This window comes from Rhodopseudomonas sp. RCAM05734 (assembly GCF_052658035.1).
Window position 1 is genome coordinate 3,381,612 of record NZ_CP199742.1, and the last position, 26,586, is coordinate 3,408,197.

The window sequence follows — 26,586 nt, forward strand, 5'->3', positions numbered from 1 at the left end:
GTCACGCGTCCGGGAAGGCCTTATACCTCGCCGAAGGCACCACGTGCGGTGAGTTCCTCGATTTTGGATGAGGAATATCCGAGCATCTGTGTCAGCACCTCGTGGGTGTGCTGTCCAAGGGTGGGGGCTGCGACGGGGTCAGCGAGCGGCGTGTCCTTGAACTTCATGGGGGAGCCGATGTTCGGGATCTGTCCGGCCGTGGGATGCGGGATCGATGTCGCTAACGCACGTTCCGCCATATCGGATGATTGAAAAGCCCCCGCGACGGTGCGAACGGGCCCGGCGGGAACGCCTGCTCGCTGCATCTTGTCGGCCCAATACTCGCAGGAGTTTCCGGCGAGAATTCCCTCGATGACCTCCGTCAACTCTCCCCTGTTTGCGACACGTTCGGCATTTGTCGCAAATTGACTGTGCTCGACGAGATCCCGTCGCTCCAACACGTCCGTGACGAGGCGTCGATAGGTTCGATCGTTTGCGCAGGCGATGTATAGCGGCCCGTCCGCGGCATTAAAGACGCCAGTCGGGGCGCTATCCATGCTGCGATTGCCGAAACGCGTCGGATTCTGGCCAGTCGCAAGGTAGTTCATCGCGTGAAAGCCGAGCATGAGTGTCGCAGTATCGTGCAGCGACACTTCGACTTGCTGGCCGCGGCCGGTTCGCTCACGCGCAGCGATACCGCCCAGCACGGCGATCGCCGCAATCATGCCGGTCGATATGTCCATCACGGCCGGCCCGGTCCGGACCCCCGGCTGATCGGGATATCCGTTCAGGGACATGAAGCCGGTCTCTGCCTGAATCACCGGGTCGAAGCCCAGGCGATCGGCCAGGGCACCGTCGCGACCGTAGGCAGATACACTGCAATAGATCAGGCGCGGGTTGATTTCCTTGACCTGATCGAAGCCCAAACCAAAACGGTCCATGACTCCCTTGGAGAAGTTCTCGACCAGGACGTCGGCGCTGGCGATCAGATCTTTCGCGACGTCGCGCGCAGCATCCGTCGCCAAATCGAGTGCGATGCCTGACTTGTTTCTGTTAACCCAGAGGAATGGTACCGACTCGCCGCCGAGATAGGGCTGAAAGCGTCGAAAGTCGTCGCCCTTTGCTGCATTTTCGATCTTGATCACTTCCGCGCCCATGTCGCCGAGAAACAGGGTGCACATCGGTCCGGCAATAAAGTGCGAAAAATCGACCACGCGGAGGCCTTCGAGAGGCGTCGGCGCGCCGGCCACTCGGAGAAGCGGGGCCGGGAGATCCGGTCGTTCGTTCGCTGTTGCCATTATGGCATCCTTGCTAAGAGAATAGGACTGGAACAGATCAGCGCGGTAGGCCCAATCCGCGCTGCGCAATGATGCTGCGTTGAATTTCGTTGGTGCCGATACTGATGACCCACATGAGTGAATGGCGAAGGTTTTGCTCGATACGACCGCGCAAGATCGCGCCGGGGCTGCCTTCGGTCAGAGTTGCTTCGAGGCCCAGGATGTCGAGCGCAACTTCGCCGAAGCGTTCCATCAGTTCGCCCGAGTAGACCTTGCTTGCTGCGGCGTCGTGTGGCGGTGTCTCGCCGCTGTCGACTTGCTTGGCGCAATAAAGCATCATCTGCCGACCCGATTCGATCCGCGCCGCTAGATCCCCGATCTTTTGACGGACAATCGGGTCAAGCCGCATTGGCTTCCCGTCTGTCTCGACACCGCGCAGATAGGTGCACAACAGCTCAAACGCGTGCGCGACTTTGAGCACAATGCCGCCACCGATGAATCCGCGCTCCGTGGCCAGCGCTCCGGTCAGCACCTTCCAGCCGTTGCCCTCGTCGCCAACCATGTTCGCGGCTGGCACCTTTACGTTGTCGTAGAACACGTTGGCGAACGTGCCGCCATACATGGTCGTCGACGTCTGGATGGTGATGCCGGGGGTGTCCATCGGCACGATGAACATGCTGATGCCGGCATGAGCCGGTTTGGAGTCGGGATTTGTCCGCGCTGCGAGCAGCATATATTCGCCCCAATACGTCGTGGTCCAGATTTTCTGGCCATTGATGACGTAGTGGTCGCCGTCGCGGACCGCGCGGGTCCGCAGCGAGGCAAGATCGGAGCCGGAGTCGGGCTCGCTGTAGCCCATGCCGTAGATTGCTTTTCCGTTGAGGATCTCCGGCAAATATTTCCGCCGCTGCTCGGGGGTCCCATAGACTTGAAGCATTGCTGCCTGAACCGGGGCACCGGCACGCGGAGCTTCGGCCCGCTCCATCTCCTCCATAAGCGCCAGTTGCTCGAAAGCGCTGCGTTCTTGCCCGCCGAAATGCTTCCGCCATGCCAGGCCGATCCAGCCGGTTCGCCCCAGGTCGAGGGCAAAAGCGCGATCATATTCGCGTTCGGCGAATGGCGGCTGTTGATGTGCGGCGCGACGTTCGCCGCTCCAATGCTCCAGCAGCCACGCTCTAACCTCACCGCGGAACTCGTTAGCGGCGGGGCCGAGATCGTATTCAGGAAGGCGATCCGGGGTACCGCCGAGAAAGCGATCTGCCAGTTCGTCGCGGGCTGGACGCGCGCCGCCGTGACGCAGCACGTCGAGGTGTATCCGCTTGAAGTGTCGCGGCGCTTCGTGCTCCTCGCTGTAGCCGATCGCACCGAACGTGTGGTGGGTTTCCAACGAAACCTGGCGCAAAGCATCGCCGGCCAGTACGCATGCTGCTGCCGCGAACCAATGCCAGTCGCGCGCACCGGCGTCGTATTGCTTCGCCGCACTGCCGATTGTCAGCTCCACGCCCTGAAGGTCTATGTGGCAGTTCGCCAGTTTATGCTGGATCGCCTGAAAGCGGCCGATCGCCTGGCCAAATTGCTTGCGTTCCTTCGCATAAGCTACGGCGAGTTCGAATGCCCGTCTGGCCGCGCCATAGGCGCGCGCGGCATATCCCAATCGCGCGATAGCCACGAGATTGTCGACGCCGTCTTTGTTCAGCGGCACCCGCACAGTCGGTGCATCGGCGAACCGGACGCGCGACTGTCCGCCTAGGTGCATTGCTGTAGCCGCCTCGATCATGACGCCAGGTGCGTCGGCGTCGACGATGGTGAGGACCGGCCCCGCTGTGAAGACTGCGAAGTGGGTGGCGCCCTCCGCTCCTTCGACGAACGCGATATCGCCGGTCAGTCGGTCCGATCGCAGCGCCGGCCGGCCGGCGGAGCGGTCGCCGTCGAACTCGCCGAATGCCAGCGGGATGCAGTGGTCGCCGGTATGCATGCCGGCCAACACCGCCGCAACCCGCTCATCATTCGCTTGTTCCACGACACCAGAAAGGTTGAGGAGGGCGGCGGACAGCAGCGGTGATCCGCATCCCGCACGCCCCAGCTCCTCCTGTACGATCACGACTTCGCGTAAGCCGCCTTGGCCCGGATCGGTACCCAGGGCCGTCAACCCCAGGTTTGCCAACTGCTTCCAGAGCTGTCGTTCGGTCTGCCGGCCGGCGTCAACGGTTCGGGCGCCGGCGATGTGCTGACCGAGAAATCCGCGCACGGAACCACGCAGCATGTCGCGTTCCTCGTCGGTCGGTAGTTGGTCGTGGTTGGGCATGCTCGGATCCGGGGGAAGTCACCTGTAAAAGGTTGAACCATTGTAATAGGTGACTCTCTGACGCGTCAACCGACCGGTTCTTACGTGCTGCGCATCGGAACAATGCCTCTGTTTGATGGAACGATTAAGGTTGATCTGCTATGTTGGGCAAAAGGTCCGATCATTGTTACCCCGAGGTGCCATGACCATCGCTCGCCCGTCCGCAGGCCCCAAACCGGCTCAAGCTCCGTCCGCCACATTCCGGCGCATCCGCTCGGCCCGCGCTTTCGACGAAATCGCTGCCCAGATTCGCACCGAATTGGCTGAGGGGCGTCTCGCCGTCGGCACCCGATTGCCGTCCGAACGTGCTCTGTCCGAGCAGTTCGGTGTCTCGCGCAATACCCTGCGAGAGGCGCTACGTTCGTTGGAGCATGCGGGGCTGATCCGGTTGCAAAAGGGGGCGAGTGGCGGTGCGTTCATCAGCCAGCACAGCGACGAGGCCATCTCCACCGGGCTGATGGATATGTACCATGTCGGCTCGATCCAGCCTGCGCAGCTGACAGAAGCGCGAGATCTGGCTCGAATCGGTTGTCGTGCGGGAAGCGTGCCGGCGGGCAACGCCAGCGGACATCGATCTGCTCAACCGGACCATCGACGAAGCACAGGACGCGAAGGAGCGCGGAGACTTCGACGCGCGTGCAGAACGGCACATCGAGTTCCACCGCATCCTGGCGCGGATGACCAATAATCCGGTGATGGTCATCGTGATGAATGGCGTGCTGGACGTCTTGAGCCACTTCGTCCAGCGCATCGGTGAATACGACAACAATTTTGTTTTGCCGTCGCGCCGCCGCTTCATGAAACTCTTTTCCGAAGGGAATGCCGATGCAGCGGCTGCGGAGATGGAGACCTGCCTGAAGCGCTTGCAGCGCAGCTATTTGTCCCGAATTGAAGCCGACCGCGGTGAGGACACGGACGAGCCGATTTCGGCACCGAAACGCCGCGCCGTGGCCAAGACTCCACGCTAAGCCGTCTTCGCCCCTCACTATTTCCTCGAAACCGTCCGCCGTGCCCCTTTCAGCAGGGGGGCGCGGCTTGCGCGCGTCCATTCGATTGGGGACGGCGGCTCTACGCCCGCACCGTCCTCGACCGCAGGGTTTGACAGTCCGGACCATCGCGGTTAGGTTTTCCAATGGTTGAACCAAAAACGGATGGATGAGATGGACGCGGCGCCTTCCTTGGGTGAAAAACTGGCGGTGTTGTTGGCGCGGGACATGACTGACGGCGAAAAGGCCATCATCGGCACCAATTCCGATATCCAACTCGCGGCCTGCAATCTCGCGCGGAACATGCAGGCGCCACGGTTGTGGTGGATCTCCGGCCCCGGCGGAATGGTGAACCCGACCCGGGATCACCTTCTGTCCACGGCGGACTACGAGAACCTCGAGTCGGCAGAGGCGTGGATGGATCTGCCGAACATGATTGATTTCATTGACTGGCAGATCCACTTCTTCGATTTCGCCATCTTGTCGGCGTTGCAGGTCGATCGGTTCGGCAACATCAACACCGTGGTGGTGGGCGACCAACACAAGCCGCGTGTACGCGGTCCGGGTACTGTCGGTATCAGTGCCCTTTGTGGCCTCGCCAAGCGCTTTTATGTGTTTGTGACTCGCCATGACCGCAGTGCTTTCGTTCCTCGCGTCGACTTTCTGTGCGGCGCGGGGCACATGGAAGGCGGCAATTCCCGAGAACAGATGGGCCTGCCTCCAGGCGGTCCGAAGCTGGTACTGTCGCCGCTGGGCGTGTTCGATTTCGAGCCGCGCAGCAAGGCCATGCGTGTCCGGTCAGTCCATCCGGGGGTCACCCTGGAGCAGATCCACGAAGCAACCGCGTTTGATCTCATCGTCGATGGTACGCCTCCCGTTACGGACATGCCGACCGTCGAGGAATTACGCATTCTTCGGCAGGTCGTTGACCGCCGTGGCGATCTCCTCCGCAAGTTTCAATGATCGCTTCCTTCGTTGCCTTTGCAAGTTCCCGTTCAAAATAACCCGGTCAAAGCAAATATGAGCAAGAGCAAGATTATTTCCATCGACGAGGCGGTCGCCGATATTTCCGACGGCTCGAAAGTGGCTCTCGGTGGGTGGATATTCAACGCGCAGCCGATGGCACTGGTTCGCGCCCTGATACGCAAGGGCGCGCGGAATCTGGATTTGATCCCCGCACCCGGCTCGATCGCGCCGGATATGTTGATCGGCGCCGGTTGCGTACGCTCCACGGCTTGCGTTTTTATCAGTTTCGAGCACTTCGGTTTAGCGCCCCACTTCCGACGCCGGGCCGAGAGCGGTACGCTCAAAGTCTACGATCTCGACGGGCCTGCTATAGCCGGAGGATTGCGCGCCGGAATATGCGATCTTCCCTACATGCCGATTCCGGACCTCGGCACGGATTTACCGAAGCACGCGCCGGAACACTACTGGCCTTTGCCAACGGAGCCCGGGCAGCGGAAGTTACTGGCTGTCGCCGCGATCAAACCGGATGTATGCCTGATTCACGCGCAGCAGGCCGATGAGCACGGTAACGTGCAGCACCTTGGTCCGCCGTTCTTTGACGCCATGCTCGCTCAGGCATCGCGGCGGGTGATCGTCTCGGTGGACCGGATCGTCTCGACCGATACGATCCGGCGTGCCAATCATTTGACCAAGCTTCCAAGTGCAATGGTCGACGCGGTGGTCGAAGCGCCGTTCGGCGCTCATCCGACGGCTTCACCGTCGATCTATCGTTCCGATCAGGGACACCTCAAGGAATACGTCAAGAAAAGCGCGAACGACGATCTTTTCGCCGAATACCTGCGGCGCTATGTCCGCGATACACCGCGACATACGGACTATCTCGATGCCATCGGTGGCAGCCGCCTGGCTTCGCTCGCCGTGTCGGAAACCAATCTCGTTTGAAGCAGGTCCCTGATGAACATGTCCGCGCGTCCCGGAATTCTCGATGGTATTCGGGTTCTTGACTTTACCGCGGTAATGTCAGGACCTTACTGCACTCGGCTGCTGGCCGATCTTGGCGCGGAAGTGATCAAGGTGGAGCCTCCGGAAGGTGACCACATTCGCCTCCGGCCGCCGTTGCGCGACGGGCGTAGCGCTTATTTCGCGCAATTGAATGCCGGCAAGAACAGCATGGCGCTCAATCTCAAGAAGCCCGAGGCGCGCGCGTTGATTTGCGACCTGGTGCCGCAATGCGACGTCGTGGTTGAGAACTATCGGCCGGGGGTCATGAAGCGGCTCGGCCTCGACTACGAGGCGCTATCGAAGCTGAACCCGAAACTCGTGTATTGCTCGATCTCTGGATTTGGCCAGCAGGGCACGTGGTCCGGTCGGAGCGCCTACGCGCCGGTGCTGCATGCGACCAGCGGCTACGACATGGCCAATCTCGACTATCAGGAAGGCGACGTGGAGCGGCCATTGAAGAACGGGATCTTCGTGGCGGACGTCCTCGGCGGCTCGATGGCCTTCGGCGCTATCCAGGCCGCAATGTATCATGCGCTCAAGACCGGACAGGGAGAGCATATCGACGTGTCGCTGCTCGACGCGATGGTGGGACTGCTGGTCTATGAATGCCAGGAAGCCCAGTTTCCAGCGGAGCGACGCCGTCCGCTTTACCAGCCGACGCAAGCGAGGGACGGCTTCCTGCTGATCGCGCCGGTCAGCCAGAACAACTTCGAAGCGCTCGCGCAGGCCACCAACCATGCGGAATGGATTGTCGACGATCGCTTCGCGACTACCAGCAAGCGCGAACACAACTGGGGGGAGCTGATGCAACTGCTCGACCAGTGGGCGGGCTCGCGCACCGCGGCAGAGTGCGAGGCCATCCTGACAAAGGCCGGGGTGCCTTGTTCACAATATCTGGCGATTCGGGACACCATGAAGTTGCCACCAATCGTCGAACGCGGCGTGTTCGAGCCGATCGACGACGGTGCCGGTCCAATGCGGGTCCCGAATCCCGCTTTCAGGTTCGCGCGCAATGCCGCGCACGCCCGTAACAAGGTGCCGGCCCTGGGCGAGGACGGTGCGAGGCTGCTGCGGGATCTGCTGGGGCTCAGCGAGGCGCGGATTGCCGAGCTTGGCCGATGCGGAGCGCTCTGCCACACGCAGGAGTCGGCCGTCGCTGTCGCGACTTGATGCGGGCTGAATAGCCCGTGATCGGCTGCGGTTGCAGAAGTGCATATGGAGACCGGCTAAATGGCATCTGTCGACTTTCGAATTCCGCAAGAAATAGCTGCAAATCTCGTCGATCCCTCGGTCTACGGCGATCACCGACTTCATGAAACCTATCGCTGGTTACGTGCCAACCAGCCGTTAGGGGTTGCCGATGTCGACGGGTTTGCGCCGTTCTGGGTCGTGACCCGGCATGCCGATATTCAGTCCATCAGCCGTCAGAGTGAGCTGTTTCGCAGCAGCGACCGTCCGGTTGCGCTGTTGGGCGCGCGCGCCGAAGTCAAGCTGCGCGCGATGTCCGGTGGCCAGCCTGGTTTGCTGCGTGCGCTGGTGCAGATGGATGCTCCCGATCATCCGAAATACCGGGCGCTGAGCCAGAAGTGGTTTCTGCCGGGCAACCTCCGGCTGATTGAAGGGCGCATTCGGGCGACCGCACAGGAGTACGCGGAGCGTCTCGTCGCGCTTGGAGGTCGTTGCGATTTCGTCTCCGATGTTGCGCTCAGCTATCCCCTGCGCGTGGTGATGGGAATTCTTGGGGTTCCTCAAGAGGAGGAGCCGCGTATGCTGAGGCTGACGCAGGAATTCTTCGGGACAAAAGATCCTGACACTATCCGTGAGAAGGGGCGGGCGGACGTCGGCGCGCTGGCCGATGTGATCGACGAGTTCGGCAGATTCTTCGCGAAGATTGCACAGGACCGGCGAACGCATCCGCAGGACGATCTTGCCAGCGTTATCGCCAACGCGAGCGTGGACGGGGCACCAATTTCCGATCTCGATGTGCTTAGCTACTACGTCACGATTGCTACCGCCGGCCATGATACGACGTCGTCGTCGACGGCGGGGGGCATGTGGGCGCTGTGCGAAAATCAGGACCAGTTCCGGAGGCTGCAGCAGGATCCATCCCTGCTTGCCGGTTTCATTGACGAGGCGATCCGCTGGACGACGCCGGTCAAGCATTTCATGCGGAGTGCGGCCGCGGATACCGAGATCGACGGTCGCCCGATTCGTAAGGGCGACTGGTTGATGCTCTGCTATGCCTCCGGTAATCGCGACGAAGCAGTTTTTGACGATCCAGACACTTTCCGTATCGACCGTTCTCCGAACCGGCATCTCGCGTTTGGATACGGCGCACATCTGTGCCTCGGACAATACTTCGCAAAAATGGAAATGCGGATCTTGTTCGAGGAATTGATGCTGCGCCTGAAGTCGGTCGCGCTGGATGGTGAGCCGGCGATGTCCGTGTCTTGGTTCGTCAATGGCCCGAAGCGACTGCCTATCCGTTACGAATTGAATTGATCGCCGCAAACGCGACGTAAGAAAATTTCTAAGAAGCGGCGAGCAACGCCGACGTTGGTGTTTTGAATTGGGAGGACGAGCTTGACGCCGTCAATTTCGGAAACGCGCTGGATCCCGCAAGATCCGAGCGGGGTTCCGGTTCTCCTGGAGCCGGTCGAACCGCTTCCAATGCCGGCGGTGCTGGGCCGGGTCCCTGCGGATTCGGTGGTCTTCTGGCGTTGTCCTGCGGTGAACACTGCTGGAGCTACGCGGAGATGCGGATGCATGTCAGTCGCGCAGCGAGCAGGGGTGAGAGACAGATGAAAATCAAAGCCGCCGTTGCACGGGCTCCGGATCAACCGTTCGAGATCATCACGTGCGAGATCGGGGAACCGGGACCCGGGGAGGTGCTGGTGCGGGTCAAGGCCTGCGGCATCTGCCACACCGATCTCGCAGTCAAGCACCAGCATATTCCAGTGCCGTTGCCGAAGGTGCTCGGTCACGAAGGGGCCGGCATCATCGAGCGCGTCGGGATCGGCGTGGTCGAGCTTGCCGAGGGCGACGCCGTGCTGATGAGCTTCGGATCGTGCGGCGGGTGCCTGAATTGCCAGCAGGGAGCTCCATTCTATTGCGACGATTTCGGTACTATCAACATGTTCGGTCAGCGCAAAGGTGGATCGGCGCTTCGATACCGGGGGGCCGAGCTCAGCGGGCACTTTTTCGCGCAGTCGGCGTTCGCGACGCATGTCATCGCGACGACCCGCAATGTGGTGAAGATCGCTGCCGATCTGCCAATTGAGGTACTGGCCCCGCTCGGTTGCGGTATCCAGACCGGAGCTGGAGCGGTGTTGAATACACTCGCGCCGCGCGCCGGAACGTCGATTGCGGTGTTCGGTACGGGCGCGGTGGGCCTGGCTGCAATCATGGCTGCGAAGATCGTTGGCTGCACCACGATCATCGCAGTAGATATCAGGTCGGAACGCCTTGCGGCGGCGCGCGATGTGGGGGCGACCCACACCATCGACGGGCAATCTGGCGATGTCGCCAATCAGATCGTCAAGATCACTGGTCGCGGCACGCACTTTTCGCTGGATACCACGGGGCATCCTGCGGCGGTCGAGGCGTCGGTGAGTTGCCTGCGGCAGCGTGGATGCGCTGTGCAGGTTGCTGCACCCCCGCGGGGCACGCGCTATCCGGTCGAAGCGAGCGTAATCGTTGGCCGCGGCCTCACCATTCGCGGTGTCGTGGAAGGCGATGCGGTCCCGAATGTATTCATCCCGCAGCTGATCGACCTGTTCAGGAGCGGGCTTCTGCCGATCGATAGGCTCACGACGTTCTTTCCATTTGATGAGATCAATCGCGCAATTGACGAGATGGAAACCGGCGCTGTGATCAAGCCGGTCCTGGTGATGGAATAGGCGACAACAAGAAAGTTCGAGGGGAAACATCATGCGGGAATCAAACGTTGACGAAGCCATCGCCAATCACAAGACCTACGGCAGCCTGGAGCAACACCACGCGTTGTTTTCGATGCTGCGCAGCGAAGATCCTGTGCACTGGACCGAGCCAAATGGCTATCGTCCGTTCTGGACTATCTCGAAACATAAGGATGTGATCGAAGTCGAGCGGCAGAACGACAAGTTCATCAATGCGCCGCGGACCAAGCTGCTCTCGATCGAATTCAGAATCGAAGGTCAGGGAGGCCATGGGGGGGCGGCCGATGCTCGTCCGCGCCATTAACCAGATGGATAATCCCGACCACGCCAAGTACAAGAAGCTCACCCATGCCTGGTTCCAGCCTCGGCAGGTTCGCCTGCTCGAAGAGCGTATCAATCGGCTTGCGCGCGAAAGTGTCGATCGCATGCTCGCGCATGGCGGATCGTGCGACTTCTACAATGACGTCGTTGTTTGGTACCCGTTGAAGGTGATCATGCTGATCCTCGGCATCCCGGATAAGCATGGTCAGCATCTGCTCGACATTACACGGGCCTATTTCGGTGGCGGCGATCCTGAAATGCAGCGCGGCAGTGATTTGATCGATGCGACGCTCGCCTACATGGATTTCTTTCGCGGCGTCGCGCGGGAACGGCGCAACAATCCGACGGATGACGTTGCCACTCTGATTGCCACTGCCGAGGTCGATGGCACAGTTGTCGGCGAATTCGAGGCGTCGTCGTACTTCGTCGCTCTCGCCAGCGCCGGTCACGACACCACGAGTGCCACGCTTGCGGGTGGCCTGCTCGCGCTGATCCAGAACCCGCAGGAGATGCAAAAATTGAGGGCGAACCGGGCGCTAATTCCGGAGGCGGTCGACGAAATGGTGCGGTGGGTTTCACCGGTCAAACATTTCTTCCGCACGGCGACCGAGGAATACACATTGCGCGGCAAGACGATCAAGCCGGGCGATCACCTGATGATGGCCTATCCTTCGGCAAACCGGGATGAGGAGGCATTCGAACAGCCTTTCTCGTTCATCGCCGATCGCAGTCCAAATCGTCATGTCGGCTTCGGTTTTGGTATCCATGCCTGCATTGGCATGTACCTGGCGAAGATTGAGATGGTCGCGTTCTTCCGCGAGCTGCTGGCGCGGGTCGACACGATCGAGCTTGCCGGAGACCCGGCCTGGACTGAAACCTCATTTCTGGGCGGGCTGAAGCGGTTGCCCATCAGCTTCAAGATCTCTGAAACGGCGGCGGCATGACTGCTCGGCGAACCGTGACGGGGCGGGGTGCGTCCGACAGCATTTGCCGCGATTTAAATATCGCACGAGGCAATGTGACCCATGGACATCGTGGCGAAACTGGTACTGGGTCTCTGATGCGGCGCCGGTGCCTGAGGCGCACCGGAGCTTCCCACGATGATGTTGGTCGCCGCCGAGATCAGGGATGCGTGTCCTGATGCAGATCAGGGATGCTAGTCCTGAGGCAGGCGGGCAACCGCAGCCATATCGGGTGTTCCGCACGCAGCGACATATTCCGTGCGGAGGCGCCGGACAAGCGATTCGACGCTGGGCACATCGTTGATCAGGTCGATGCCCTGGCCCGCGCTCCAGATCGTTTTCCAGGGTTGCGCCGAACTCGGGAGGTGATCGTGCCGCATCCCCTTGCCGAGTGGCTCCGGCAGATTGTCCGGGTCAAGTCCGGCATTGCGAAGCGAGGGCGCGAGCCAGTTCGCGGGGACGCCCGCCACCTTGCCGGTGTAGATGAGATTCGATGACGTCTGCGATATGAGCATCCGCTTGTATTCGTCCGGAGCCATGGATTCGGCGGTAGCAATGAAACGTGTTCCGAGATAGGCGAGGTCGGCTCCTAGCACTTCGGCCGCCCGGATGGCAGCGCCATCCGAGATCGCGCCGGCCATGACGATCGTGCCGTCGAAGATCGATCGTACCTTGCGGATCAGGGCGAAATGGCTTGTCGTCCCCGAATGCCCGCCGCCGCCGGCACCGATGCAGATCAATCCGTCGACTCCGGCTGCTATGGCCTTCTCGGCGAAGCGGATGTCGGTGACGTCGTGGAAAAGTCTGACGCCTGCGTCGTGCGCATGACGGACCATGGTTGTAGGATCGCCACCGACGCTGATGATGATCTCGACCCCGTAACGGACGCAGAGCTCGAAATGTGCTCTCGCGTCCGCTTCGGCCATCCTGACGGCAAGATTGACTGCGACCGGCCCGGATCGCCTCCCGGTCTCCGCGGTATGCCGGTCCAGCGTTGTCCGAATTCGGTTAAGCCAGGCCTCGAATTCCGCGAACGTCCGCGCGTTTTGACGCGGCAGCGCCCCGATCAGCCCAGCCTTGCAGGCTTCCTCGACCAGTTCAGGGCCGCTGACGAGGAACATCGGGGCACAGATTGCCGGCAACACGAGTGAGTTCTTGATCCGTGCGTCCAGTGCCATCGTGGTACTTATCCTTAGGTTTGGGGCGCGGGCGCAGCGACAGCGTCCGCAGATAGATAGCGACTAATCGTTCGGCGTGAACATCGGTATCATCGCGCCGCCCTCTGCTGGCTTGAAAACGGCCTTGACCCGCTGTCCGATACGAAGGCTGTCCAAGTCGCAATCGACGATGTTGGTCAGCATCGTCACGCCTTCGTCGAGCCTGACATAGGCGATGGCGTAAGGAATTGGTCCGGCGCGCCGGGTCACGCTGACGCTGTAGATCGTGCCCTTGCCGGAGGCCTCGCGCCATTCGGTCTCGCCCAGGCAATAGGGACAAAGCAGGCGCGGATACCAATGCATCTTGTCGCAGCCGGTGCACCGCTTGAGGCGGAGCGACTGCTGCTGCGTCGCTTGCCAGAACGCGGAGGTCGCGGGATCGGACTCAGGCGCGGACAACGGCCGGTCTTGGGACATCGTGGTCATGATTTATGCTCGCTCCATGATCAAGGTCGCACTGCCGTGCCGGGAACCGAGCAGGCCGCCGGTGCCTTGGGCAAGCGCCAGCCTGCAATCGGGCACCTGGACCTTCGGATGGGCTTCGCCGCGCAACTGGCGCACGGCCTCGATCACCTTTGTGATGCCGCCGCGGTTCGCTGGATGATTGTTGCAGAGACCGCCGCCATCGGTATTGAAGGGCAGCTTGCCGATGCCGGAAATGAGATTGCCGTCGGCGACGAACCTGCCGCCCTGGCCTTTTGCGCAGAACCCCAGATCCTCGAGCTGCATCAGCACGGTAATGGTGAAGCTGTCGTAGATCGAGGCATACTGAATGTCCGCCGGCTTGACCGCGGCTTCCTCGAATGCGCGTGGTCCCGACAATGCGGCGCCGGACCAGGTGAGGTCGACCTGGCCGTTCTGCTGCCCCTTGATGGCCTCTCCGGTACCGAGCACGTTCACCACTGGCCGCTTCAGCGACCGCGCGATCTCGGGGCGCACCACTATCAGCGCGCCACCGCCGTCGCTGACGACACAGCAGTCGAGTCGGCGCAGTGGATCGGAGATCATCGGCGATTCGAGCACCTGCTCGACCGACACCGCTTCGCGCAGCATCGCGTTTGGATTGTGTTGTGCGTGGGCGGCGGCCGCGACCTTGATCCAGGCGAGTTGCTCGCTCGTTGTGCCATACTCGTACATGTGCCGGGCCGCCACCAGCGCATACATGTTCACGGTCAGCGGGCCGTAAGGCATTTCCCATGGGACATCGGGTGTGGCGGCCGTGACATTGCGCGGCGCGACGCCGCTGGAGCCGTCGCTGCGTGGGCGCCCGGCGAGGGTAATCAGGGCGACGTCACATTTGCCCAGCGTGATCGCCTGCGCGGCGTGGGCGACATGGATCAGGTAGGACGAGCCGCCCGTGTCGGTCGTGTCGATATGACGCGGCATCAGCCCGAGGTAGTCAGCCATGCTGTTGGCCCCGAGCCCGGGCGCGTCACCGGCGCAGAAGTAGCCGTCGACGTCGCGCAGCTCCAGGCCCGCATCTGCGAGCGCGCCCTTGGCGCATTCCGCGTGCAACTCGGCCACAGTCTTGTCCGGAGCCTTGCGGGTCGGATGTTCGAAAGCGCCTGCAATACAGGCCTTGCGTCGGATGCTCATCGGACAACTCCCCAATCGAATTCATAAAGCAGCTGGATCCATCCGTGACCCATCGGCCAGGAATCGTAGCGGCGCGTCCAGGTTGACCGGACCGTTTCAGGCTGTATATCATTGGTTCAACCAAAGACAACAGGCCCGCTGGCCCCCGGGGTGGTTTTTCCATGGTCGACTATCAGAAGACGCGGGCGTGGCGCTCGCCTGACGTGCCGCATCGTTACACGGCCAACGACACCATTCTTTATGCGCTCGGTGTGGGTGCGGGGGCCGATCCTTTGAGTGAAGACGTGCTCCGCCTGGTGTATGAGAGGAATCTCCTCGCGCTGCCCACCATGGCGTCGGTGCTGGCGTCGCCGGGGTTCTGGATGCGCGACAACAAGGAACTGGGGATCGACGCCCTCAAGCTCGTCCACGGCGAACAGTCGGTCCAGCTGCACGAGCCGTTGCCGGTGGCCACGACACTGATCGGCCAAAGTCGCGTCGTCCGCCTTGTCGACAAAGGGGAGGGCAAAGGCGCGATCATGCATGTTGAAAAGGTGCTACTCGACGAGACCGGCAAGCGAAAGATCGCGACCTGCGAACAAGTCCTCTTTTTGCGCGGCGACGGAGGTTTCTCCAGGCGGGGTGGTGGCGACGAGGCCGCTCCAGCCCCGCCAAATACGCCAGAGACCGCGCCCGAACGGGTCATCAGCTTGCCGACCCGAGCCGAGCAGGCTGTCCTCTATCGGCTGTCCGGAGATCTAAATCCACTCCACATCGATCCCTCGGTCGCGGCGAAGGCGGGCTTTCCGCGTCCGATACTGCATGGCCTTGCCACTTACGGCATCGCATGTCGCGGACTGGTAGAGGCATTCTGCAGCGGTGATGCAAACCGACTGACAGGCATCCGTGCGCGGTTGTCCGCGCCGGTTTACCCAGGCGAAACGATCAGCCTCGAATGCTGGCAGGTCGATGGCAACATCGCATTCCGGGGCCGCATCGTCGAACGCGACGCTCTGGTCCTGACCAATGGCTGGGCGACGATATGATTCCAGAATAGAGAAACGCTTTTATCGCGGCTTCCCCAAGTCGGATTGATCGGAAGCAGCCCGGCCAGCGCCCTCTAGTGATACTCCGCAACACTTTGCAACAGGATGAATACATGAACGATATGGTTACACTCGAAGGACGCACAGTGGTCGTCACCGGCGCGGCGCAGGGAATCGGCAAGGCGACCTCGGAGCTCGTGGTGGCGCTGGGCGGAAATGTTGTCGCGCTCGATCTGAACGGTACAGCGCTACGAGAGGCGCTTGCGCCGTTGCCGAGCGATCGCGTGATGGCCGTGACGGGAAGCGTCGTGGATGCCGATCTGGCCACGCGCACCGTTTCGGACGCAGTCTCGCGGTTCGGCGCGGTCCACGGGCTTGTCAACAATGCTGGCATCACCCGCCCCGCCATGATCGAGAAAATGTCCGCAGCTCAATGGCAGGACGTGATCGACGTTCACCTGACCGGCGCGTTCTACTGGACCCAGGCGGTGGGGCGTCACATGGTGCAGCGCGTCAAGGCCGGCGACCCGAGCGGCGGCTCGATTGTCAACATTTCGTCCGACGCCGGGCGCAAGGGCTCGATCGGGCAGATCAACTACGCTGCGGCCAAGGCCGGCCTGCTGGCGATGTCCATGACGGCGGCGCGCGAATGGGGCAAACACAACATCCGCGCCAATTCGCTATGCTTTGGTGTGGTCGAAACCCCCATGACCGAAGTCGTACGTGGAGACAAGTTCCGCAACGGAATACTGGCGCAGATTCCGCTCGGGCGGTGGGCGAAGCCGGAAGAGGTGGTCCGGACGATATGCTTCCTGCTGTCCGATGCGGCATCCTACGTCACGGGCCAGCACCTCGGCGTCAACGGCGGATTCCATATCAGTCTTTGATCGAGCATCTCAGATCTGACCGCCGCAAAAAAAATGCCGCGACGAGCGCCGCGGCAGTCTGGGAGAAAGAAGGCGCGCCGCGTGATCAGTAACCTGATCCGGCGCGCATCATTTCCCGCGCGATCACGATGCGCTGGATCTGATTGGTTCCCTCGAAGATCTGGTTGAGCTTGGCGTCGCGCATCATGCGCTCCACGGGATAATCCTTGACATAGCCGTAGCCGCCAAAGACCTGGACCGCGTCGGTGGTGACCTTCATCGCGACGTCGCTGGCGAAGCACTTGGCCATGCTGGCGTAGAGCGGGAGTCGATCGAAGTCGCCGGCATCGCCGATCCGCGCGCATTCGTAGACAAGCGCACGTGCAGCCTCGATCTGCATTTTCATATCAGCGAGCATGAACTGGATGCCCTGAAACTCAACGATCGGCCGCTTGAATTGGCGGCGCTGCTGGGCATAGGCAAAGGCTGCGTCGAGTGCGCCCTGGGCGAGGCCGACCGATGCGGCTGCGATCGCCGGTCGGTTAAGGTCGAGTGCTCGCATCGCTGAGCGAAATCCCTTGCCCTCCTGACCGAGCAGATTTTCGACGGGCACGCGAACGTTATCGAGATAGATCGGCACGTTGATCGTGCCTTTCATGCCCATCTTGCGCTCATTGCGGCCGAAGCTCAGGCCTGGGCTGTTCTTGACGTCGACGATGAAGGCGCTGATGTCGTTGGCGCCGCCGCCATCTCCGCTCTTGGCGAACATCATGATGTAGTCGGCGCGACTCCCGAAGGTACACCACTGTTTTTGTCCGTTGAGGACATAGCTGTCACCGTCGCGAACCGCACGCGTCCGCATGCCGCCGACATCCGAGCCACAATCGGGTTCGCTGATCGCGATCGCCGTCACGGTACGGCCCTTTGCCAGCAACGGCAGGAACCGGCGCTTCTGCTCATCGTTGCCGAAGTGCATCAGAGGAAGGGCGAACATGTTGTTCATACCTGCCATCAAGGCGCACGCTTCCGAAACCTTTGCGATTTCTTCGCGCGCCAGGCACACCATCGTAACGTTGCCGCCGGGACCGCCGTATTCCTCCGGTACCCACAACTGCAAAAGGCCCATGTCCCCGTAGATCGGGATCAGCTCCTCGGGAAACCGATCGGTTTCATCAATCTCGGCTGCGATCGGAACGACGTGCTGCTCGACCATGCGATGCACAGCGTCACGAAAGGCGTTCTGTTCTTCGGTGAGTTTCATTCGGGCGCTCCGTTGCCGAGTAAGACATCTGTCGCGCCGAGCATGAGGCGCAAGGGCGGAACCGCGAGGTACAAGGTTCGCCACTTGAGCCGGAAATTGACGGCGCGAAGCTTCACCTAATACAATGGTTGAACCAATGCAATAGTGAACGAGGCTGTGGAATTTGTATTGGGCCCCTCGTCGGAGCAAGACCCGTGACACCTTGCCGTGTTCCACGATGGGCGGGATTTCACGGAGAAAACTGTTGAATTCCAGCGAGTGTTAATGGTATGACCAATGCTGCGGCCACGGCCCTCAGCCTCTGGCTTGCTGGTCGGCGTAATTAAACAAAGAAACATTCAGCGGCGGGGAAAAGCTATCATGGGGGGCTGCTGGTTGATCTGGCTCGGCTGCGTGTCACGTTGATGGATATGCTTCCGCTATTGCCGCAGGCGGTGGCTGACGGGCTGCTAATGGGCTCTGTCTACGCGATTGTGTCAGTGGGTTTGACGCTCACATTTGGTGTGTTGCGGATCGTCAATTTCGCGCATGGCGACTTTCTGGCCATCGGATTGTATCTGACCTATCTCGGCGCAAAGCTTTTTGGGGTCGATCCGTATTGGTCGCTGGTGGCGGTCCTGCCGCTTGTCACGCTCGGAGCTGCGTTTACCTACAAAACGCTGATCGCCCCCGCCATGCATGCTCCGGAGCACAACCAGATTGTGGTTACGCTCGGCCTGTCGCTGATCCTGCAGAATGTGATGCTAGTGCTGTTTACCGCCGACGTTCATACTGTACCGTCGGTAATGTCGGCGCGGGTGGTGCAGGTCGGGGGTGTTTTCGTTCAAGTCGCCGCAATCCTTGCCAGCGTCGCCTCGGTGGTCGTTTGCCTTGCATTGTACTGGTTCCTGCATTCCACGGAAACTGGCCGGCGAATTCGCGCTGCGGCACAGGATCGCGATGCGGCGCTGATGTGCGGGGTCGATGTGGACCGCATGTATCTACTGGCATTCTGTATCGGGATCGGATCTCTCGGCCTGGTCGCACCGCTGATCGCTCCGTTCAATTATGTCAGCCCCGGAGTGGGCTCGAGCTTCACTTTGACGGCCTTCATCGTCGTCGTGCTCGGAAGTATGGGAAACTTTATGGGTGCTCTGGCCGGGGGATTCATCATCGGCGTAGTCGAGGCGGTGGGAGGCCTACTGACCGGCGGATCCATCAATTTTGTCATCACTTACGCGATCTTTATCCTGTTTTTGTTGTTCAAGCCGGAAGGCATGTTTGCAGTGCGGCGACTATGAAACCGGCGCTCGGTCTGATCGTTGCGGTTGCTGCGTTGGCTGCGCTCGTCCCGCTGCTTCCGATTTATGCGCAACATATCTTCATTCTGGTCGCACTTTACGGATCGATCGCACTCGCCTGGAATATTCTTGGTGGAATGGCCGGTCAGATGTCGCTGGGGCACTCACTGTTTGTTGGGGCGGGCGCGTATGTTGCGACGGCGCTCTATCTCAACCTCGGTGTCAACCCCTGGATCGGCCTTGTCTGCGCGGTACTCGTGGGCGCGGCGCTTGGAGCAATGCTGGGATACGTGGTGTTTCGGCGCAGGCTGTCGGGGGTCTATTTCGCGTTAGTGACTCTCGCCGTTGCGGAGATGGCAATGCACATCGTGAGTAATATACCGGCGCTCGGCGGAGCAAATGGCCTTGCGATTCCCTCACGACCGGACTTTTTCAATTTTCAGTTCGGTTCAAAGACCGGGTTCTGTTACGCGGCCCTTGGGGTTCTGGCGATCGTTTGCGCTGCGATCATCGCAATTCACCGGTCGCGTCTCGGTTATGTGTTCCTGTCGATCCGTGAGAATGAGCGGGCTGCCGCTGCACTTGGAATAGATGTGGTGCGAGGCAAGATCATTGCGGCGGCCCTGAGCGGGGGCTTGGCTGCGATGACGGGGCCGATCTACGCCAACTACGTGCTGTTCATCGACCCGGAATCGGTGCTCGGCGTTCCGGTGTCTATCGATGCTATTCTGTTTGCTTTTGTCGGCGGCCTGGGCTCGTTGTTCGGACCGCTGCTCGGTGCAGCGGTATTGGTGCCGCTGACGGAAGGCCTGCGCAACCTTCTGGGAGGGCAACTTGCTGGCGTGCATCTCATTGCTTATGGCGTAATCCTTATCCTGGTGATGCGTTTGGCTCCGAGAGGGCTCTGGGGTCTGCTCAGCGACGCGGTAGCGAGGACAGGAAAATGAGCGCGCCGTTGCTTCAAGTTCGCGGGGTTTCGCGTCGGTTCGGAGGGTTGCGCGCGGTCGACGACGTATCGTTCGATCTTCACAGCCATGAAATCCTCGGATTGATCGGTCCGAACGGAGCCGGCAAGACCACTTTGTTCGAGACGATTTCGGGGTTTCTTCAGCCGAGTGCGGGAAGCGTCACCTTCCATGGAAAAGATATCACCGGCCAGCCGGCCTATCGTCTCGCAAGGCTAGGAATTGGCCGGACCTTCCAGATTGTGCAGCCATTTCGAGACGTTTCCGTCCTTGAGAACGTCATCGCCGGTGTTTTGGGGCCGAACCGGCCTGTCGCAGATGCCCGGGGCGAGGCGCTTGCGGTGCTGGAAAAGGTCAAGCTCGATCACCGGTCGTCTGTGCTGGCGCGGAACCTGCCGCTACCCGAAAAAAAACGGCTCGAGGTGGCGCGCGCACTCGCAACCAAGCCACGGATTCTGTTGCTGGATGAGGTGATGGCCGGTCTCACGCCTGCCGAGATCGATGAGATCATGTTGATCCTGCAGGGGCTTCGTCGGGATGGAATTGCGTTGTTGATCGTCGAGCACGTGATGCGCGCGATCATGTCGCTGTCGGACCGACTGGTGGTGATGGCCAGCGGCAGGAAGATCGCCGAGGGGCCGCCGTCAGTCGTCGCGAACAACCCGGCCGTGATCGAGGCCTACTTAGGCAGGGGGCGACATGCCGCTGCTTGAAGTGAAGGGGCTTTTTGCCGGCTACGGTGACGTTCCCGTGCTGCGGGACGTCGAATTCGCGGTCGCCAGCGGCACGATCACCGCGTTGATCGGTGCCAACGGTGCAGGTAAGACCACGTTACTGCGGGCCATTTCCGGGATCAATCGTGCCAGCAGCGGGCAAATCCTTTTCGACGGTCGGGACATCGCGAGAATGCCGCCGCAGGATATTGTGGCGGCTGGCCTCGTCCAGGTGCCCGAAGGGCGGCGGCTGTTTCCCACGATGACGGTCCATGAGAACCTCTTGGTCGGATCCTCGTCTCCGACCGCTCACAGCAAGCGTGACCGAAACCTGGCGCTCGTGCTGGAGCTGTTCCCTAAGCTTCAGGAGCGGCGTTCCCAACTGGCCGGGACGCTCTCCGGCGGTGAACAGCAGATGGTTGCGATCGCACGTGCGCTGATGGCGTCGCCGCGCCTGCTATTGCTCGACGAGACCAGCCTCGGGCTCGCTCCGCGCGTTGTCGATGAAATTTTCGATGCGGTTCGCCTGCTTGCCGCGCAGGGGATGACCATCATGGTGGTCGAACAGAACACGGCGCTTGCGCTCGAAGTCGCGGACCGCGGTTACGTGCTGGAGCACGGGCATGTTGCGATCGACGGGCCGGCATCGGAATTGATGCGCGACCCCCGCGTTAAGCAGGCCTATCTCGGAATCTAGACAATGATCCAAAGGAGTAGAGCAATGGGACGGTCAATTAGTGCATTGCTGCTCGCGGCGCTTCTTGCACCAGGAACACAGGCGAATGCGGCGGAAACCGTCAAGATCGGCGCGGTTTACGCGTTGACCGGGCCGGGTGCTGTCGGTGGCGGTGACGGCATGCGAGGAACCGAGCTGGCGATCGCACAGATCAATGCCGCCGGCGGTCTGAAGAACCACGATGGAGCCCAGATCGAGCTGGTGAAGGGCGATTCGCAAAGCAAGCCGATCAACGCAGTTGGCGAGACCGAACGTCTGATCAATCAGGACAAGGTCGCCGTCATCATGGGGGCCGCGACATCCAACGAGACCGTTCCGCTGTCGCAAGTGGCCGAAAAATACGGCGTACCCCACATCAATACTATTCCGCAGCAAGAATCGCTCTCCAACGGCACGTTGAAGTGGACGTGGTCCACCACCTTGGTCGACAGCGACTACGTGACCGGTATCTTCCGTGCGCTGGAGATGATCCATCAGGCTGACCCGAAACTGACCAGGATCGCCGTGCTGTGTCCGGACAACGAATACGGCATCGAGATGGGCAAGCTGTTGAAGGCGGAACTATCAAAGCGCAAGGATCTCAGCCTCACCGCGTTCATCGAGTACGGCGCATCGGCACAGGAGCTGCTGCAGCCAGTGTTGAAGGTGAAGGCGTCGCGGCCAGACGTCGTCGTTCAGGTGGGGTATTTCCGCGCCGGCGTGCTGGCCGCGAAGGCCTACGAGCAGCTCGATTTCCATCCAGTGGTCATCGGGACCGGTGGAATGTCCGGCGACCCCAAGCTTCGCCCCGAGATCGGCAATCTGGTGCAGTGGCAATTCGCTGTGACGCCATTCTCCGAAGATCTGGCGGCGGCGAAACCGGTTGCCGAGGCCTTCAAGAAGAAGTTCGATCAGACGCTGACGCTGAATTCGGCCCTGGGGTATTTCGGCACGATGGTTGTCGTGAAGGCCATCGATGAAGCCAAAAGCTTCGCGGCGGCAGATATCGCCGACGCCTTGCGCAAGGTGAAGGTCAGGAAAGAAGACATGATCACCGCATCCGACTTTCTGGAATTCGATGCGAACGGCCGCAACAAGGGCCGCGATACCACTGTCACGCAGTTTCAGGGCGATCGACTCGTTACCGTTTGGCCTCCGGAGAAAGCCGCCGCGAAACCGGTCTTGAAGGGCTTCAATACGCCGTGAGCGCGAGGTGGCGCCGAACATGCAATGAGGGTGAAGATGGACAGAAGCGTCGCGATTGTCGGAGCCTCTGCCATTCCCGTCGGCAAATGGCAAAAGCCCAGGGATGCCGAAATCCAGGTGTTGGAGCATGAAGTTCTTGCCAAGGTGGTCCTTGCCGCAGTCGCTGAGGCGGGCGTAGACAAGCGCGAGATATCGACTCTCGCCTTCGCTCAGCCACGCCCTTACACGCAGCAGAAGTATTTCGCGACGTTCATTGCCAATTATTTGCGATTGCCATGCTCCGGCTCGGTTCTGGAATTGCTCGGCAATGGTATGACTGCGGCGCTTGCTTTCGAGGCCGCAGCGAATGATATCCGTCTGGGGCGCTCCAAAGTTGCGCTGGCGCTGGGCGTCAACTTCGAAACCGCGACGCCGGCTGTCGAGCACATGATGAACTCCATGCGTGCGACGGGCGATGTCGACTTCCACGCGCCGTTCGGCTTCACGCCGATCTCATGGTATGCGATGGACGCGGCGCGCTATATCCACGAGTTCGGTTCGTCGCGCAGGCAATTGGCAAGCGTGGCGGTCAAGAACCGCCGTCATGCGTCGCTGAATCCGCTCGCCCAGCTCCGTAAGCCAGTGACTCTCGACGAGATCCTCGCCCAGAAGCCGATCGTGGAGCCGTTGGGCCTCTACGAGGTTCCTCCACGTGGTGACGGTGCGGCTTGCATCGTGTTGGTCGACGAAGACATCGCAAAAGCGCTGGGAAAGCCTTACGTCCGCGTGCGCGGCAGAGGATTTTTTCACGAGGGGGCCCATCAGATCAACGAGGTCCCGAACGACATGATCGAACTGGTCGCCGCGCGGCGGGCCGGGGAGGCGGCCTATGCCGACGCAGGGATCACCGCCTCCGATGTCGACCTCGCTGAACTCTACGCGCCGTGCACCATCATCGAGGTGCTGGCCAGCGAATCTCTCGGGCTTCTGCCGCGAGGGCAAGGCGCGCTTCTTTGTGCTGAAGGCGTCACGTCGCTCGGCGGCCGCATCCCCATCTGCACATCGGGAGGACTGCAGTCGCGCGGCCATCCGGCACATGTGACGCCGTTCTACAGCTTTCTCGAGGTCCATGAGCAGCTGACCGGGCGAGCCGGAGAACGCCAGGTGACCGATGCCCGCCTTGCGATCACGAGTGCGGAACTCGGCAACTATAACGCGGCAATGGTGCATGTGCTGGAGGCGGTCCGATGATGTTACCGGTGCTGGCGGTCGACGGTGTCCGGGCGTTTCCACCGCGCGTCACCGAGTTCACCCTGCGGTTCTGGCAGGGCCTGGCATCCGGCCACTTCGAAACCACCCGCTGCGACGACTGCACCCGGCTGACATTCCCGCCGAAGCCATTTTGTCCGCATTGCTGGTCGGAGCGAATCGTCTGGGTGCCGCTCTGCGGTCGCGGAATACTTTATTCGCAGACCGTGGTGCACGCGGCACCGGCTGTGTTTCGCGATGAGGTCCCGTATCGCGTCGGCATCGTCGATCTCCACGAAGGGTTGCGCATCGCGACCCGCGTGTTGGCGAGCGACGAGCCACGACTTGATACTGCCGTTGAGATCGTCGTCCTCAGCTATCGCGACGGACCGATGTTCGTAGCGCGCCCGCTGTCCCGAGCAGGACTTACCTAAAGATCGAGAACCAGGATCGGAGATTTCGATCCGGAACAGCAGACCATGATCTGCCTGTTGTCAGCTTTTTCGTCATCGTTGAGAAAGGCATCGCGGTGATCCGGAATTCCGTCGATCACTTTGATTTCGCATGTTCCGCAGACGCCTTCGCTGCAGGCGTAGGAGACATTGACGCCGGCGTCGAGCAGGGCCTCGAGAATCGTCTTGCCCGGCGGTACGGGGACGTCACGTCCGCTGCGTTGCAGGTGGACGTCGAAACCGCCTTGCACGGCCGGTGCCTCCTTGGCGGAGAAATATTCGACATGGACGTTTCCTCGCGGGTGAGACTGGGCGGCGCGCTCGAATGCATCAAGCATCGGCAGCGGCCCGCAGCAATAGAGGTGGGCATCGGGCGCGGCGGCTTCGACGATCGCCGCGATGTCCAGCATATGGCTGCCGGGCTCCTGATCGAAGGTCAATTGCACGTCTGCATCGGATCCGGCATTGAGCGCCGCGAGTTGATCGAGGTAGGCGGCATCACGCCGGGTCCGCGCCGCGTAGTGAAGCCGCCACGGTTTCCGCAGCGCCGCGGCCCGCCGGATCATCGCCAGGATCGGCGTAATGCCGATCCCGCCGGCGACGAAGACCGAGCTCGGTGCATCTTCGTCGAATTCGAAATTGTTCGTCGGACGACTGATCGTAACCGTGTCGCCTGCGCGCAGCGTATCATGCACGAAACGTGAACCGCCTCGACCGCCGGCGTCGCGTTTGACCCCGATGACATATCGGCTGGTGTCGGAAGGATCGTTGAGCAGCGAATAACTGCGGATCATCCCGTTGCCGAGATGGAGATCGACGTGGGCTCCCGCGGTGAACGGCGGCAGCGCACCATCCACCGCCTGCAGCACGTACGAGTGAGTGTTCTCTGCCTCGAAGATGATGCTCTTGATACGGACGGAAATCGGTTCGCCTGTCACCGCGGTCATCCCGGCTACAACTGGTAGCCAAAGCCGGCACCGAGCGTTGCAGCCATATGCGGACGGCCGAATTCGATCCACGATGCCGTTTTCGGCAGGGTGAGGGACACCGCGCGAACCATGAATGCGTCGGGGTTCTCGACTCCGTTTGGCTTGGCGCCGCGGTCGCGGTAAGCGCCGGCTGCCTCCAGCAGCGTGCGTCGAGTCATGGCGATGCCGGTGTCGCTAGAACTCAGATGCTCCTTTGTGCGATCGAAGATCGGGCTGGTGCCACTCTGGCAGGCGCCGTCCTGCACCCAGAGGCCGGGTAGCCCGGAAAACCAGCTTTCGACCTGGCTCTGATAGTCGAACATGAAGCCGTTGTCGCGGGTGTATTTCGTCCAATAGTCGGCGTACGGTACCGTCGCATCACGCTTGACGAAGGAGTCCTGGCTGGCATGGGCCGACTCCCGTCCGTTGTGGCCGTGCTCGAACACCTCGCGCATTTTCGCCGGCAGCGGCTCCGCCGGATGGTAGGAGAACATCAGGCAAATCGTATGATTGTCGTCCATGGGGACCCAAGCGTGGCCGCTCAGCTCTGGAAACTTCGACTGCGGCGGCACCAGCGAATAGAATGGCAGCATGAACTGGTTGACGCGCCAGTAGTTGGTGTGTTCGTCGAGCTGCCGCTTTGCTGCGATGCTCATGCCGAAGTCCTGCCGGATGCATTCGAAGGTTGGGCGCAGGTCGCGCGTCGCGAGCCACTTGTTGATCGCGCCCTTGGAGTCTATGCGGCTGTGTAGGATCGGCGCATGGGCGGAGTCGATCTCCCCCTCCAGCGCCTGCAGCCAGTTGCACTCCTGAATTCTCATCGAGACATGGACGTTCTCTGCCGGCACCAGATTCCATTCGAGATTAGGTAGCGGCGGCAACTCGCCGGTTTGCGGTCCCATGTAGGTCCAGACGATGCCGTTGCGTTCCCGGCATGGATAGGCTGTGATCTTCACCTTATCCTTCAGCCGACTGTTGGCTGGTTCAGCCGGCATGTCCGTGGCGGCGCCGGTGACGTCGAACTTCCAACCGTGGTAGACGCAACGCAGACCGCAATCCTCATTGCGACCGAACATCATAGGCGCGCCGCGGTGAGCGCATGCATTGGCCATCAGGCCGACTCTTTGCTCTGAATCCCGGAATGCGACCAGGTCCTCTCCGAGAAGCATAATCCGCTTCGGCCGGTCGTTCGCGACAAGGTCCTTGGAGAAGAAGAAAGGGATCCAGTACAGCCTGAAGAGCGAGCCCATCGCGGTTTTTGGGCCGACCCGGACCAGGGTTTCATTGTCTTGGTGCGAAAGCATCGGCGTTCCTTTTCATATTTATTGATTTTGAGATGAC

General features: G+C 61.1%; 25 protein-coding genes and 1 pseudogene. 18 read left to right on the forward strand and 8 right to left on the reverse strand.

Going from position 1 to position 26,586, the window contains the following annotated elements; genetic code table 11:
* Positions 1 to 20: 20 nt before the first annotated feature.
* Both ACUXVA_RS16040 and ACUXVA_RS16045 read right to left on the reverse strand, forming a co-directional pair.
* Positions 21 to 1,277: a CaiB/BaiF CoA transferase family protein gene (locus ACUXVA_RS16040; RefSeq protein WP_265079410.1), complete on the reverse strand. Its 1,257-nt coding sequence runs from the start codon at positions 1,275 to 1,277 to the stop codon at positions 21 to 23.
* Positions 1,278 to 1,314: 37 nt separating this feature from the next.
* A complete protein-coding gene (locus ACUXVA_RS16045) occupies positions 1,315 to 3,561 on the reverse strand; it encodes an acyl-CoA dehydrogenase (protein WP_445486983.1) in 2,247 nt (748 codons plus the stop codon).
* Positions 3,562 to 3,742: 181 nt separating this feature from the next.
* Here ACUXVA_RS16045 and ACUXVA_RS16050 point away from each other — a divergent pair.
* From ACUXVA_RS16050 to ACUXVA_RS16090, 9 genes and pseudogenes are all read left to right on the forward strand, one after another.
* Positions 3,743 to 3,943 (forward strand): annotated as a pseudogene (locus ACUXVA_RS16050) (FadR/GntR family transcriptional regulator); the annotation flags it as partial.
* A 190-nt stretch (positions 3,944 to 4,133) separates the two neighbouring features.
* The gene (locus ACUXVA_RS16055) at positions 4,134 to 4,568 is read left to right on the forward strand and encodes a FadR/GntR family transcriptional regulator (RefSeq protein WP_265079408.1); all 435 of its coding nucleotides are present in this window, start codon (positions 4,134 to 4,136) and stop codon (positions 4,566 to 4,568) included.
* Positions 4,569 to 4,751: 183 nt separating this feature from the next.
* Positions 4,752 to 5,549 (forward strand): CoA-transferase subunit beta, encoded by a 798-nt coding sequence (locus ACUXVA_RS16060; protein WP_445486985.1) that lies wholly within the window; start codon positions 4,752 to 4,754, stop codon positions 5,547 to 5,549.
* A 57-nt stretch (positions 5,550 to 5,606) separates the two neighbouring features.
* Positions 5,607 to 6,494 carry a CoA transferase subunit A gene (locus tag ACUXVA_RS16065; RefSeq protein ID WP_265079406.1) on the forward strand — a complete coding sequence of 296 codons (888 nt, stop codon included), beginning with the start codon at positions 5,607 to 5,609 and terminating at the stop codon, positions 6,492 to 6,494.
* Positions 6,495 to 6,512: 18 nt separating this feature from the next.
* Positions 6,513 to 7,724: a CaiB/BaiF CoA transferase family protein gene (locus ACUXVA_RS16070; RefSeq protein ID WP_445493303.1), complete on the forward strand. Its 1,212-nt coding sequence runs from the start codon at positions 6,513 to 6,515 to the stop codon at positions 7,722 to 7,724.
* Between the two features lie 60 nt (positions 7,725 to 7,784).
* On the forward strand, positions 7,785 to 9,056 hold the full coding sequence (locus ACUXVA_RS16075) for a cytochrome P450 (RefSeq protein WP_265079403.1): 1,272 nt from the start codon (positions 7,785 to 7,787) through the stop codon (positions 9,054 to 9,056).
* Between the two features lie 299 nt (positions 9,057 to 9,355).
* The gene (locus tag ACUXVA_RS16080; protein ID WP_445486988.1) at positions 9,356 to 10,453 is read left to right on the forward strand and encodes an NAD(P)-dependent alcohol dehydrogenase; all 1,098 of its coding nucleotides are present in this window, start codon (positions 9,356 to 9,358) and stop codon (positions 10,451 to 10,453) included.
* Positions 10,454 to 10,484: 31 nt separating this feature from the next.
* The gene (locus tag ACUXVA_RS16085; protein WP_445486990.1) at positions 10,485 to 10,775 is read left to right on the forward strand and encodes a hypothetical protein; all 291 of its coding nucleotides are present in this window, start codon (positions 10,485 to 10,487) and stop codon (positions 10,773 to 10,775) included.
* The gene (locus tag ACUXVA_RS16090) at positions 10,756 to 11,736 is read left to right on the forward strand and encodes a cytochrome P450 (protein ID WP_445486992.1); all 981 of its coding nucleotides are present in this window, start codon (positions 10,756 to 10,758) and stop codon (positions 11,734 to 11,736) included. Before ACUXVA_RS16085 ends, ACUXVA_RS16090 begins: the two co-directional genes overlap by 20 nt.
* A 212-nt stretch (positions 11,737 to 11,948) precedes the next feature.
* Here ACUXVA_RS16090 and ACUXVA_RS16095 read toward each other — a convergent pair whose 3' ends face one another.
* The 3 genes from ACUXVA_RS16095 to ACUXVA_RS16105 all read right to left on the reverse strand — a co-directional run bounded on the left by ACUXVA_RS16095 (position 11,949) and on the right by ACUXVA_RS16105 (position 14,567).
* The gene (locus tag ACUXVA_RS16095) at positions 11,949 to 12,932 is read right to left on the reverse strand and encodes an NAD(P)H-dependent flavin oxidoreductase (RefSeq protein WP_445486994.1); all 984 of its coding nucleotides are present in this window, start codon (positions 12,930 to 12,932) and stop codon (positions 11,949 to 11,951) included.
* Positions 12,933 to 12,995: 63 nt separating this feature from the next.
* Positions 12,996 to 13,388 (reverse strand): Zn-ribbon domain-containing OB-fold protein, encoded by a 393-nt coding sequence (locus tag ACUXVA_RS16100; protein WP_445493304.1) that lies wholly within the window; start codon positions 13,386 to 13,388, stop codon positions 12,996 to 12,998.
* Between the two features lie 12 nt (positions 13,389 to 13,400).
* Positions 13,401 to 14,567 (reverse strand): thiolase domain-containing protein, encoded by a 1,167-nt coding sequence (locus ACUXVA_RS16105; protein WP_445486996.1) that lies wholly within the window; start codon positions 14,565 to 14,567, stop codon positions 13,401 to 13,403.
* Positions 14,568 to 14,728: 161 nt separating this feature from the next.
* Here ACUXVA_RS16105 and ACUXVA_RS16110 point away from each other — a divergent pair, with 161 nt between their 5' ends.
* Positions 14,729 to 15,592: a MaoC/PaaZ C-terminal domain-containing protein gene (locus ACUXVA_RS16110; protein WP_265079396.1), complete on the forward strand. Its 864-nt coding sequence runs from the start codon at positions 14,729 to 14,731 to the stop codon at positions 15,590 to 15,592.
* Between the two features lie 146 nt (positions 15,593 to 15,738).
* Entirely contained in the window at positions 15,739 to 16,479 is a 741-nt protein-coding gene (locus tag ACUXVA_RS16115; RefSeq protein ID WP_445486999.1) for an SDR family NAD(P)-dependent oxidoreductase, read from the forward strand.
* A gap of 85 nt (positions 16,480 to 16,564) precedes the next feature.
* Here the strand turns inward: ACUXVA_RS16115 and ACUXVA_RS16120 are convergent, their stop codons facing one another.
* Positions 16,565 to 17,935, reverse strand: a complete 1,371-nt coding sequence (locus tag ACUXVA_RS16120; RefSeq protein WP_445487001.1) for an acyl-CoA dehydrogenase family protein — start codon at positions 17,933 to 17,935, stop codon at positions 16,565 to 16,567.
* 188 nt (positions 17,936 to 18,123) lie between these two features.
* Between ACUXVA_RS16120 and ACUXVA_RS16125 the strand changes: the two genes are divergently transcribed.
* The 7 genes from ACUXVA_RS16125 to ACUXVA_RS16155 are packed head-to-tail and all read left to right on the forward strand — an operon-like array spanning position 18,124 to position 24,259.
* Positions 18,124 to 18,999: a branched-chain amino acid ABC transporter permease gene (locus tag ACUXVA_RS16125; RefSeq protein ID WP_445487003.1), complete on the forward strand. Its 876-nt coding sequence runs from the start codon at positions 18,124 to 18,126 to the stop codon at positions 18,997 to 18,999.
* Positions 18,996 to 19,946 carry a branched-chain amino acid ABC transporter permease gene (locus tag ACUXVA_RS16130; protein WP_445487005.1) on the forward strand — a complete coding sequence of 317 codons (951 nt, stop codon included), beginning with the start codon at positions 18,996 to 18,998 and terminating at the stop codon, positions 19,944 to 19,946. The genes ACUXVA_RS16125 and ACUXVA_RS16130 overlap by 4 nt, the downstream gene beginning before the upstream one ends.
* Entirely contained in the window at positions 19,943 to 20,677 is a 735-nt protein-coding gene (locus ACUXVA_RS16135) for an ABC transporter ATP-binding protein (RefSeq protein ID WP_445487007.1), read from the forward strand. Before ACUXVA_RS16130 ends, ACUXVA_RS16135 begins: the two co-directional genes overlap by 4 nt.
* On the forward strand, positions 20,664 to 21,374 hold the full coding sequence (locus tag ACUXVA_RS16140; protein WP_445487009.1) for an ABC transporter ATP-binding protein: 711 nt from the start codon (positions 20,664 to 20,666) through the stop codon (positions 21,372 to 21,374). Before ACUXVA_RS16135 ends, ACUXVA_RS16140 begins: the two co-directional genes overlap by 14 nt.
* A gap of 45 nt (positions 21,375 to 21,419) precedes the next feature.
* Positions 21,420 to 22,598 (forward strand): ABC transporter substrate-binding protein, encoded by a 1,179-nt coding sequence (locus ACUXVA_RS16145; protein WP_265079390.1) that lies wholly within the window; start codon positions 21,420 to 21,422, stop codon positions 22,596 to 22,598.
* A 36-nt stretch (positions 22,599 to 22,634) separates the two neighbouring features.
* Positions 22,635 to 23,828 carry a thiolase family protein gene (locus tag ACUXVA_RS16150; protein WP_445487012.1) on the forward strand — a complete coding sequence of 398 codons (1,194 nt, stop codon included), beginning with the start codon at positions 22,635 to 22,637 and terminating at the stop codon, positions 23,826 to 23,828.
* Positions 23,825 to 24,259 carry a Zn-ribbon domain-containing OB-fold protein gene (locus tag ACUXVA_RS16155; protein WP_445487014.1) on the forward strand — a complete coding sequence of 145 codons (435 nt, stop codon included), beginning with the start codon at positions 23,825 to 23,827 and terminating at the stop codon, positions 24,257 to 24,259. The genes ACUXVA_RS16150 and ACUXVA_RS16155 overlap by 4 nt, the downstream gene beginning before the upstream one ends.
* On the opposite strand, the gene ACUXVA_RS16160 is transcribed toward ACUXVA_RS16155, so the two are convergent.
* Both ACUXVA_RS16160 and ACUXVA_RS16165 read right to left on the reverse strand, forming a co-directional pair.
* Positions 24,256 to 25,224, reverse strand: coding sequence for a PDR/VanB family oxidoreductase (locus ACUXVA_RS16160; protein WP_265079387.1), 969 nt, complete (start codon positions 25,222 to 25,224; stop codon positions 24,256 to 24,258). The genes ACUXVA_RS16155 and ACUXVA_RS16160 overlap by 4 nt on opposite strands.
* A 5-nt stretch (positions 25,225 to 25,229) precedes the next feature.
* Positions 25,230 to 26,495, reverse strand: a complete 1,266-nt coding sequence (locus ACUXVA_RS16165) for a Rieske 2Fe-2S domain-containing protein (RefSeq protein ID WP_445487016.1) — start codon at positions 26,493 to 26,495, stop codon at positions 25,230 to 25,232.
* Between the last annotated feature and the right edge of the window lie 91 nt (positions 26,496 to 26,586).

What these genes read in the sequence shown, in the direction of transcription:
- ACUXVA_RS16045 (WP_445486983.1), bottom strand. Translation starts at nt 3,561, where the DNA reads ATGCCCAACCACGACCAACTACCGACCGACGAGGAACGCGACATGCTG.
- ACUXVA_RS16085 (WP_445486990.1), top strand. Translation starts at nt 10,485, where the DNA reads ATGCGGGAATCAAACGTTGACGAAGCCATCGCCAATCACAAGACCTAC.
- ACUXVA_RS16140 (WP_445487009.1), top strand. Translation starts at nt 20,664, where the DNA reads ATGCCGCTGCTTGAAGTGAAGGGGCTTTTTGCCGGCTACGGTGACGTT.
- ACUXVA_RS16160 (WP_265079387.1), bottom strand. Translation starts at nt 25,224, where the DNA reads ATGACCGCGGTGACAGGCGAACCGATTTCCGTCCGTATCAAGAGCATC.
- ACUXVA_RS16100 (WP_445493304.1), bottom strand. Translation starts at nt 13,388, where the DNA reads ATGTCCCAAGACCGGCCGTTGTCCGCGCCTGAGTCCGATCCCGCGACC.
- ACUXVA_RS16040 (WP_265079410.1), bottom strand. Translation starts at nt 1,277, where the DNA reads ATGGCAACAGCGAACGAACGACCGGATCTCCCGGCCCCGCTTCTCCGA.
- ACUXVA_RS16065 (WP_265079406.1), top strand. Translation starts at nt 5,607, where the DNA reads ATGAGCAAGAGCAAGATTATTTCCATCGACGAGGCGGTCGCCGATATT.
- ACUXVA_RS16125 (WP_445487003.1), top strand. Translation starts at nt 18,124, where the DNA reads ATGGATATGCTTCCGCTATTGCCGCAGGCGGTGGCTGACGGGCTGCTA.
- ACUXVA_RS16060 (WP_445486985.1), top strand. Translation starts at nt 4,752, where the DNA reads ATGGATGAGATGGACGCGGCGCCTTCCTTGGGTGAAAAACTGGCGGTG.
- ACUXVA_RS16155 (WP_445487014.1), top strand. Translation starts at nt 23,825, where the DNA reads ATGATGTTACCGGTGCTGGCGGTCGACGGTGTCCGGGCGTTTCCACCG.
- ACUXVA_RS16110 (WP_265079396.1), top strand. Translation starts at nt 14,729, where the DNA reads ATGGTCGACTATCAGAAGACGCGGGCGTGGCGCTCGCCTGACGTGCCG.
- ACUXVA_RS16080 (WP_445486988.1), top strand. Translation starts at nt 9,356, where the DNA reads ATGAAAATCAAAGCCGCCGTTGCACGGGCTCCGGATCAACCGTTCGAG.
- ACUXVA_RS16105 (WP_445486996.1), bottom strand. Translation starts at nt 14,567, where the DNA reads ATGAGCATCCGACGCAAGGCCTGTATTGCAGGCGCTTTCGAACATCCG.
- ACUXVA_RS16150 (WP_445487012.1), top strand. Translation starts at nt 22,635, where the DNA reads ATGGACAGAAGCGTCGCGATTGTCGGAGCCTCTGCCATTCCCGTCGGC.
- ACUXVA_RS16095 (WP_445486994.1), bottom strand. Translation starts at nt 12,932, where the DNA reads ATGGCACTGGACGCACGGATCAAGAACTCACTCGTGTTGCCGGCAATC.
- ACUXVA_RS16075 (WP_265079403.1), top strand. Translation starts at nt 7,785, where the DNA reads ATGGCATCTGTCGACTTTCGAATTCCGCAAGAAATAGCTGCAAATCTC.
- ACUXVA_RS16135 (WP_445487007.1), top strand. Translation starts at nt 19,943, where the DNA reads ATGAGCGCGCCGTTGCTTCAAGTTCGCGGGGTTTCGCGTCGGTTCGGA.
- ACUXVA_RS16070 (WP_445493303.1), top strand. Translation starts at nt 6,513, where the DNA reads ATGTCCGCGCGTCCCGGAATTCTCGATGGTATTCGGGTTCTTGACTTT.
- ACUXVA_RS16090 (WP_445486992.1), top strand. Translation starts at nt 10,756, where the DNA reads ATGCTCGTCCGCGCCATTAACCAGATGGATAATCCCGACCACGCCAAG.
- ACUXVA_RS16130 (WP_445487005.1), top strand. Translation starts at nt 18,996, where the DNA reads ATGAAACCGGCGCTCGGTCTGATCGTTGCGGTTGCTGCGTTGGCTGCG.
- ACUXVA_RS16165 (WP_445487016.1), bottom strand. Translation starts at nt 26,495, where the DNA reads ATGGGCTCGCTCTTCAGGCTGTACTGGATCCCTTTCTTCTTCTCCAAG.